At 62.6% G+C, this 8,484-nt stretch carries 9 protein-coding genes; 1 reads left to right on the top strand and 8 read right to left on the bottom strand.

All coding sequences use genetic code 11. From position 1 onward, the window contains the following. Positions 1–231 precede the first annotated feature (231 nt). The gene (locus JQ609_RS34790) at positions 232–870 is read right to left on the bottom strand and encodes a response regulator transcription factor (protein ID WP_212001077.1); all 639 of its coding nucleotides are present in this window, start codon (positions 868–870) and stop codon (positions 232–234) included. 152 nt (positions 871–1,022) lie between these two features. Between JQ609_RS34790 and JQ609_RS34785 the strand changes: the two genes are divergently transcribed. Next, positions 1,023–1,382, top strand: coding sequence for a hypothetical protein (locus JQ609_RS34785; RefSeq protein WP_212277139.1), 360 nt, complete (start codon positions 1,023–1,025; stop codon positions 1,380–1,382). A 178-nt stretch (positions 1,383–1,560) separates the two neighbouring features. Here JQ609_RS34785 and JQ609_RS34780 read toward each other — a convergent pair whose 3' ends face one another. From JQ609_RS34780 to JQ609_RS34750, 7 genes are all read right to left on the bottom strand, one after another. After that, a complete protein-coding gene (locus JQ609_RS34780) occupies positions 1,561–1,884 on the bottom strand; it encodes a PilZ domain-containing protein (RefSeq protein ID WP_212214472.1) in 324 nt (107 codons plus the stop codon). 3 nt (positions 1,885–1,887) lie between these two features. Next, complete coding sequence (locus JQ609_RS34775; protein ID WP_212277138.1) at positions 1,888–2,748, bottom strand: protein-glutamate O-methyltransferase CheR; 861 nt, start codon at positions 2,746–2,748, stop codon at positions 1,888–1,890. A gap of 32 nt (positions 2,749–2,780) precedes the next feature. After that, positions 2,781–3,170 (bottom strand): response regulator, encoded by a 390-nt coding sequence (locus JQ609_RS34770; RefSeq protein ID WP_212214454.1) that lies wholly within the window; start codon positions 3,168–3,170, stop codon positions 2,781–2,783. A 26-nt stretch (positions 3,171–3,196) separates the two neighbouring features. Then, the gene (locus JQ609_RS34765) at positions 3,197–3,667 is read right to left on the bottom strand and encodes a chemotaxis protein CheW (RefSeq protein ID WP_192735704.1); all 471 of its coding nucleotides are present in this window, start codon (positions 3,665–3,667) and stop codon (positions 3,197–3,199) included. Positions 3,668–3,685: 18 nt separating this feature from the next. Further along, positions 3,686–6,442, bottom strand: coding sequence for a hybrid sensor histidine kinase/response regulator (locus tag JQ609_RS34760; protein ID WP_212277137.1), 2,757 nt, complete (start codon positions 6,440–6,442; stop codon positions 3,686–3,688). 270 nt (positions 6,443–6,712) lie between these two features. Beyond that, entirely contained in the window at positions 6,713–7,093 is a 381-nt protein-coding gene (gene flbT / locus JQ609_RS34755) for a flagellar biosynthesis repressor FlbT (RefSeq protein WP_212277136.1), read from the bottom strand. A 170-nt stretch (positions 7,094–7,263) separates the two neighbouring features. Continuing rightward, a partial coding sequence (locus JQ609_RS34750) for a flagellin (RefSeq protein WP_212277135.1) occupies positions 7,264–8,484 on the bottom strand: 1,221 nt, incomplete at its 5' end.

The following is an 8,484-nucleotide window of genomic DNA, read 5'->3' as shown; positions in this document are numbered from 1 at the left end:
CCAGCCAGCATGGTGAATCAGAAACCTACTGATTTGGGAATCCCAAATCGATTCAACCTAACTCCATCCCGCTTTAGAGCCTTTTCCGTTCCGATTAAATCGGAACAGAACACTAGATTTCTAGATTATACGCGTTTTCTTGACGCGAACCGGTGTCCACTTCGCTGGAAAACGCGCTAGCGGCCTACAGCTGCCGCGAATTCTCGCGAAAGCTGCGCCGTCGCCGTCCACTCACGCCTGACGCGACGTGGTCATCACGATCCGGACCAGGTCGGCGGCGTTGCGTGCCCCGAGTTTCTTCATGATGTTGGCGCGATGATCCTCGATGGTCCGCGGGCTGATCCCGAGATGCCTGCCCGCTTCCTTGTTGGACGCGCCGGCGGTGAACTGCTCGAGCACCTCGCGTTCGCGGCGGGTGAGCGGTTCGCGCCCGGGAAAATGCAGCGTCGCGATCCGGGACGCGGAGTTGTTTTCCGCCTGCCGGCGCGCATAGGCCTCGATCGCCTCGTCGAGCCGTGCGACGATCTCGCTGCCACGGAACGGCTTTTCAATGAAGTCCAGCGCGCCGCTCTTGATGGCGTTGACGGCCATCGAGATGTCGCCTTGCCCGGAGATCATGAAGATCGGCGCAGGATAGTCCTCGCCGTGCAGTTCCTTCAGGATGTCGAGGCCCGACTTGCCGGGGATATGCACGTCGAGCAGGATGCAGGACGGCGTCCGGGTTCTTGCAACGGCCAGCAATGCGGCGCCGTCGGCGAAACAGATGACCTGATAACCGCCCGCCGACAGCACCATGGAAAGCGTGTCGCGAACGGCGGGGTCGTCGTCGACTACAAAGATCTCCCCGCGGGAGTGGGCTTTCTCAGCCATGTTTCATCTTCCATGCATGGTGAAACGTGACGCGCACTCGATATCGGTACTCAACTCCATACCGCATCAAAACGCCCCCGTATTTGTACGGGACGTTGGCTTAACGCACAAGTAGCAACGCGCCCCTAAAAAGTAGTCCGAGGAGTGCAGCTATGAACCCCCAAGGCGGCGGCATCGCGATCGAACCTGACGACCGAAGTAACGCGTACCGCTCGGTGGTGTCCGATGTCATATCCCTGATTGAGCATGTCCAGGCGAGCCTGAGGCTGATCGAACGGGAGATCGCCCGCGAAACCGCGTCCGGCAGCCAGGACATCTCCACCGATATCGTTGTGCTGGATGATGTGACGCCGCCCTATGTCAGGGCGACCGCGGCGTTGAAGGCCTGTGACGCCAATCTTGCCATCGCTCTCCACTCGCTGCTAGACCCCATGACACCGTCCAATACACCGGAGCAGGTCGCCAGCGATTATGTCTGGAGTTCGCCGGCGCTTTCGGTTCTCAGCGCGTAAGCGAACAGCGGCGCCGTGCCGCAGCAGCCCAATAACGGCCATCTGAAATAGAGGACATCGAACCGGCCAGCCTGTGCCGGCGGGCGTTTGCCGCCATCCCGTGCCGGATGTTGCCCCGACTTTTCGGCAATCGGTGATTTCACCGCCTGACCGGCGGTTCGGTGCGGAAGCTAGACGCTCAGGACATCATCTCATCGGACTTCGACGCCGCGCCCGGCCGCTTCTTGCCGTTCTTGCCGCGCAGGAAGTGAATGTCCATGTCCGTGCCGTTGACGCGGACCAGTTCGCAGCGGCGATAGGCGAGCCCGGTCGACGACAGCAGCAGAAAGAACTCCTTGAGGTTGAGACCTTGAATGGAGCCTTCCACGGTCAACGTGGCGTCGCTATCGGAGATCGAGTTGAGTTGGCAATCCCGGCGCCAGGTTCCGTCAATCGCCATGATGCAGACGTCGTACCCCCGGCTGAACGTGACGCGCTCGGCTGCCTTGTTCTCTTCGGACATTCCTCAACGCCCCGCCATTGCCGCGATTTTCGGCATCGCTGCCGTTGCCGCCCGCGCTGCGTTCGGCCGATAGAGCCCACGCTTGTCCGGAAATGGCTTGAAGACATCGGTCAAGCCTACCACCGTCTCCGCCGCGCCCAACACCAGGAAGCCGTCCGCTTCCATCGACTTGGCAAGGCGGCCGAAGATGTTGATCTTGGTGTCCTGGTCGAAATAGATCAGAACGTTGCGGCAGAAGATGATGTCGAACATCCCGAGCTGCGAAAAATCGTGCAGCAGGTTGAGTTGCCGGTGCTGCACCATGGCGCGGATGTCGGCATTGATCTGCCAGAGCTCGCCGTTCTGCTTGAAATATTTGACCAGCATCTGGATCGGCAGGCCGCGCTGGACCTCGAACTGACTGTAGATGCCGGCCTTGGATTTCTCGAGCACTTCCTGGGAGAGATCGGTCGCGATGATCTCGATCCGCCATCCGGCGAGGGCCGCGCTCATTTCCTTCAGCGACATGGCCAGCGAATACGGCTCCTGACCGGTCGAACCGGCGGCGCACCAGATCCGGATGCTCTTGCGGGCCGCGCGTGCCTTCAGCACCTCGGGCATGATCGAATCGCGGAAATGATCGAACGGCACCTTGTCACGGAAAAAGAAGGTCTCGTTGGTGGTCATGGCTTCGACCACCTGGGCGACAATCGCTGGCGCCCCGCCCTTCATTTTCTGCACGAGTTCGCTGATGCCGGCGAGGCCGCATTTGCGCGACAGCGGCAGCAGGCGGCTTTCGATCAGGTACTGCTTGTCTGCGGACAGGTCGAGACCGGAATGATCCTTCAAGAGCTTACGCAGATACTCATAGTCTGGCGGGGTCACGGGTGGCCTCTCAACGGCAAGCGGAAAAGGATTTAGACGGGTGTCGGTTCGGTGACTTCGATCAAGCCGACTTCCTTGAACTTGTCGGCGACGATGTCCTTGTCGAACGGCTTCATGATGTACTCGTTGGCGCCGGCATGCAGCGCACGCGAGATATGGTCCATGCCGTTTTCGGTGGTGCAGAACACCACCTTGGGCGCATCGCCGCCGGGCAGTCGGCGCAGATGGCCGAGGAATTCATAACCGTCCATCACGGGCATGTTCCAGTCGAGCAGGACGGCATCCGGCATCGCGCGCTTGCAGACTTCGAGCGCCTTCTCGCCGTCCTCAGCCTCGGTGATCTCAAAGCCCATCTCTTCCAGGATGCGGCGCGCGATCTTACGCACGACACCGGAATCATCGACGACAAGACATGTTTTCATTTTTCGACCTCCTTATGCCGATCGTTCTATGCTGCGAGTGTGGTGGGCACGATTTCGAGGACGCGATCGACATCGAGGACGACCATGAGCTGGCCGTCGAGGCGGTGGACGCCGCCGGCGAGCTTGGCCATGCGGGGATCGAGATTGACGGGGTTTTCCTCGCGGCTGTCGTCCGGCAGCCGGAGCACCTCGCCGATCTGGTCGATCAAGAGGCCGTAGGACTCGCCGCGCAGGTCGACGCCAACCGCCATCGGCGGCTTGCCGTCGTCGTTTTTGGGCAGCCCGAGCCGGGCGCGCATGTCGACGACCGTGACGATGCGGCCGCGCAGGTTGAGCACGCCGGCGATCTCGGCCGAGGACAGGGGAACGCGGGTCAGCCGTTCCGGCATGAACACGTCCTGGACGCGGGAGATCGGCAGGCCGAACAATTGCCCGCCGATCAATGCGGTGACGTATTCGACCACGGTGCCCTCGATGGTGTCGGTCTTGGTTGTCATGATGTCTTGCCTTTGGCCTTATGCCGCGCGCCTGGTCTCGCCGGCGGTCTGTTCCTTCAGCGCCGCGATCAGGCCGGGACGGTCGAACTTGGCGACGTAATCGTGGAAGCCGGCCTGCCGGCCGCGCTCGATCGCCGCCGGCGAGACCATCGAGGACAGCGCGATGATCGGCATCGCACTTAAGTGCTGGTCGGCCCGGATCGTCTCGGCAAACTCGAACCCGTTCATGTCGGGCATCTCGATGTCGGTCAGCACCACATCAAAAGTCTGGCCCGAGCGCAGCGCGGTGAGGCCTTCCTGCGCATTGGGGGCGACCCGCACCCGGTAGCCGGCGGCTTTGAGCACCGGCGCCAGCATGTTGCGGAAGAAGGCTGAGTCGTCGACCAAGAGCACCGATTGCGCCGATACCGAGGGGCGCATCTCCTTGCGGGAGAACCAGTCGGCAAACGCCATGGGCAGGAAATGGCCGACGTCGATCACTTCGGTGGCCTGGCCCTTGATCACGGCCGAACCCAGAATGCCTTCGCTGGAACCGGCGACCTCGATGTGCAGCCGCTCCTCGACGATGTCGATGATCTCGTCGACCACCAGCCCCATCGAGCGGCCGTCGTCGGCGAACACCAGGATCGGCTGCGCGCCCGAGGTTTGGACGTTGACCCCGTTCATCTGCACCAGCGGCATCAGCTGCTCGCGGTACTGCACCATGTAGCGGCCGTTACTGAGTTCGATCTTGTCGGTGGCGATCTCCTCCAGCCGGGTGACGAGGCCGAGCGGCACCGCCTTGGGCTGGGTCGAGCCGGCGCGGAACACCAAGAGCGAGGTCAGCTGTTCGCCGGTGTTGGCATGGGCCGCCGCGTTCTCGTCCGCCATCCCCTGGGTAGAGGAGCCGGCGGCGCCGAGCGCCTTGGCAAAGCCGTTGGGGTCGATGATCATGATCACGGCGCCATCGCCCAGGATGGTGTTGCCGGAGAACATGTCGATGTGACGCAACTTGGTCGACATCGGCTTGACCACGATTTCTTCGGTGTGGAACACGCCGTCGACCACGATGCCGAAGGTCTGGCTGCCGACTTGCGTGACCACGATGAAACCGTTCTCGGGGTCGGAGGAGGAACCGTCGTCGATCTTGAGCAGCTTCTTCAGGTGCATCAGCGGCAGCAGCTTGTTGCGCAGCCGCAAGACCGCGGTGTCCTTGATGCGCTCGATGCGGTGTTCGGAATTGGCGCGGGCGCGGACCAGCTCGACCACAGACAATTGGGGTATCGCAAAGCGGTCACCGCCGGCTTCCACGATCAGGGCCGAGACGATGGCGAGCGTCAGCGGGATCTTGATGGTGACGCTTGAGCCCTCGCCGGCCACCGACTTGATGTCGATGGTGCCGCCGATCTGGTCGATATTGGTGCGCACCACGTCCATGCCGACGCCGCGGCCGGAGACGCTAGTGACGGTGGCGGCGGTGGAGAAGCCCGGCGCGAAGATGAACTTGTGGATCTGGGCTTCGGTCATCTTCTCCAGTTCGGCCTCGGAGACGAGCCCGTTCTGCAGTGCCTTGGCCTTGATCCGCTCGGTGTTCAGCCCGCGGCCATTGTCGGCGATGCAGATGATGATGTGGCCGCCCTCGTGATAGGCCGAGAGGCGAATGGTGCCCTGCTCGGGCTTGCCGGAGGCGGCCCGCTCGGCCGGGGTCTCGAGGCCATGATCGGCGGAGTTGCGCACCATATGGGTGAGCGGGTCCTTGATCAGGTCGAGAACTTGACGATCAAGTTCGGTGTCGGCGCCGTGCATCTCGAGTTCGATCTGCTTGCCGAGTTCGCCGCTTAGGTCGCGGACGATCCTTGGCAGCTTCTGCCAGGCATTGCCGATCGGCTGCATCCGCGTCTTCATGACGCCTTCCTGCAGTTCGGCGGTGACGTTGGAGAGGCGCTGCAGCGGCACCTTGAACTCGGTGTCCTCGTTGCGGCGGGAGATCTCCAACAGCTGGTTGCGGGTCAGCACCAGCTCGGAGACCATGGTCATCAGATGTTCCAGCGTGTCCACGTTGACGCGGATCGACTGGTTGGCGATCTTGTCGGCCTCCTGGACGTCACCGACATCGGCGGCGGCGGCCGCCTTGCGGGCCGGCTTGGCTTTGGCTTCCACCTTCGCCGGGGCGGCTTCCGGCGCCGGAGCCGACACTGCGGCCTTGGCGACGGGCGCGGGAGCTAGTTCGATTTCGGTCTCGCGGAAGGCGCGCTCGAGTTCATCGAGCGAGACTTCGCCGGGACGCAGCGGCCGTTCCAGCACCTGATCCACCAGCGTGCCGTGAGCCACTTGCGTCTCCTTGGGAGCCTGGGGCTGAACCGGGGGCGAAGCGATCATGGGGGCGGGTTCGGCAATGGCTTCCGCCGGCGCATCGTGCGCCCCGCCTTCCGCCAACAGATGCAGCTTCTCGATCAGGTCCTCGTCGCTGCCTTCCGGCTCGTTCTCGGTGGCTTCGAGACCTGCGAGGATTTCCTTGATGCGATCGATCGAGGACAGGATCAGCGTGACGGCGCCGGCGGTGACCGGCATGCCGTCGCGGAATTTGCCCATCAGGGTCTCGCCGGCATGGGCCAGCGCTTCCAGCCTCGGCAGGCCGAGGAAGCCGCAGGTACCCTTGATCGTGTGCACCAGGCGAAAGATGTTATCCAGAATCTTCGCGTTGTTCGGGTCCTGCTCGAACCGCACCAACTGATTGTCGACCGTATCCAGGCTCTCGTTGGTCTCTGTCAGGAATTCCCGCAAAAGATCATCCATCAGAGCCTGCCCCTCAACTATCGATGCAACGGTCGTCTGTCAGGCATACCCTTTTGGATTTCACGACCACGTTAATTTCAGTGTCCGTGCAACTACGGATAACCCCAATAAATTGTCGTAAAATGCGGCGCAGATAGCGCGATGGCGTCGGCCAACGCCGTTAGCCGACGCTTCAAAATCCGAGCCGAGATTTTCGCAAAAAATTTGACTGATGATTTCTTCGATGAGCAAACGGACGCATCTTGCGTCGCGCGGCAAAACCGACGCGGATCAAGCGGCCAGCAAGGCGTCTTCGCGCTTCATCAGTTTGCGAATTTCCTTGAGCGCCTTGTAGAGCGCGCCGCTCGAAACGTGCGCGCTAATGGCATCGATCGCCAGGCGATCGCCGGGACTGCTGTTGCGCAGATCGCGCAGGAAGCCCTGATATGCAGGCAGGTATTTCGGAATATCGCTCTTCAGATACATGGTCTGGACGCAGAGATAGAGCCGCTTGGCCGGCGTATTGGCGGTCTCGGCGGTGACGGTGTCGCGCTCGCGAAGTATCGGCGCCTCGCCGTCGACCAGGAACGACGTACGGGTACCGGAATTGATGAGAACGGTTTCGCCGATCACGATCCGCTCAAATGGCTTCAATTCGACGCGTAGCGGCACAATTGTCTCCAGCTCGAAGACCTCGCGAGCGTAATCGCCCGCGACGTTTGCGAAACATCTCTCGAGAAGATACGCGGCAAACACGCCGCCATCCGGCATTCAGGAATTTGGGATCGATGGTGGCGACGGGGTTTCCCCCGCCGCCTTGATCGTTGTCTTCGCAGCCGAACTTAGCGGAGCAGCTGGAGCACGCTCTGCTGGCTCTGGTTGGCCAGCGCCAGCGCGGACACCGCGATCGACTGGCGGGTCGACAGCGCCTGGCTGTTCGCCGCTTCCTCGTTGGTGTCGGCCAGCGTCAGGTTCGACGAGCCGGTCTGCAGCACGTTGATCAGGTTCTTGTTGAAGTCCTGACGGATCTGCACGATCGACAGGTTCGAACCGAAGGCCGAAGCCTGCGAGCGCAGAGTGGAGGACGCGCCGTTCAGGGACGTCACGATCTCGTTGATCGCAGCGTTGTCCTTGAAAGCGCCCGTGGTCAGGACGTCGAGGCCGAGGCCGGCCGGGTTGAAGTTGACGCCCTGGATGCTCAGCGTCGACTTGCCGGTTTCGTTGAAGGTCAGCTTCAGAGTGTCGCCGCCGAGCAGGTTGACGCCGTTGAACGACGCATCCTGCGCGGTGGTGGTGATCTGATTGATGATGTTGTTGTACTGGGTGACCAGGTTGTCGCGGGTCAGCTTGGCCGCGGCGTCAACAACCGGAGCCGGCGCCGTGGTGCCGGCAGCGAACGCCTGGCCGGCGCCAACCGCGGAACCGGTGATCGCACCGATCGTGGCCGAAGCCGCTTCGTTCGTCGTGGTGATCGTCAGCTTGCCGGACACGAAAGTGGCCTGCAGGTTGTTGGCGGCGAGAGCATCGTTCAGCCCGTTGAGCGAGGAGACGCGGCCGGCACCCGTTCCGAACACGATGTCGGTGGCAGTGCCGCCGCCCGTCGCACCGATCTTCAGGGTCTTGCCTTCCAGCACGCCCGGCACTTCCGTGCGGGCCTGCGTCACGCCGCCTGCCAGACCGATCGCGCTGAGAGCTGCCGCGTTGCTGCTGGTCAGCGTCAGGTCGCTCAGCGTGCCGGTATTCAGCGTGATCACGCCGCCGGTGATGGTCGAGGCCGTCGACGAGCCGGTCAGGCCGTCGATCTTCGCCAGCAGGCCAGTGACGTCGCTGTCGATCTTGATCTGGTTCGGATCGTTGCCGATCGTGTTCGCGGCCACGAAGCTCAGCGTCTTGCCGTTGACGGTGAGGGTGTCACCTACCGCGAAGGCGTTCGACAGCGAAGCGGCCGTGCCGTCGCCGACGCTCAGCTTGGTGGCGCCGGCCAGGGCACCGGCCGTCACGGCGCCACCGCCACGAGTGGCGGTGCTTGCACCGGCGCCGTCGATGGCGAGCTTGTCGAGCAC

This window comes from Bradyrhizobium sp. AUGA SZCCT0169, assembly GCF_018130085.1.
Classification (GTDB): domain Bacteria; phylum Pseudomonadota; class Alphaproteobacteria; order Rhizobiales; family Xanthobacteraceae; genus Bradyrhizobium.
This window is presented reverse-complemented; position numbering and strand designations above follow the sequence as displayed.

Coding starts and splice junctions, on each gene's coding strand:
- JQ609_RS34790 (WP_212001077.1), bottom strand. CDS start 870: ATGGCTGAGAAAGCCCACTCCCGCGGGGAGATCTTTGTAGTCGACGAC.
- JQ609_RS34785 (WP_212277139.1), top strand. CDS start 1,023: ATGAACCCCCAAGGCGGCGGCATCGCGATCGAACCTGACGACCGAAGT.
- JQ609_RS34780 (WP_212214472.1), bottom strand. CDS start 1,884: ATGTCCGAAGAGAACAAGGCAGCCGAGCGCGTCACGTTCAGCCGGGGG.
- JQ609_RS34770 (WP_212214454.1), bottom strand. CDS start 3,170: ATGAAAACATGTCTTGTCGTCGATGATTCCGGTGTCGTGCGTAAGATC.
- JQ609_RS34765 (WP_192735704.1), bottom strand. CDS start 3,667: ATGACAACCAAGACCGACACCATCGAGGGCACCGTGGTCGAATACGTC.
- JQ609_RS34760 (WP_212277137.1), bottom strand. CDS start 6,442: ATGGATGATCTTTTGCGGGAATTCCTGACAGAGACCAACGAGAGCCTG.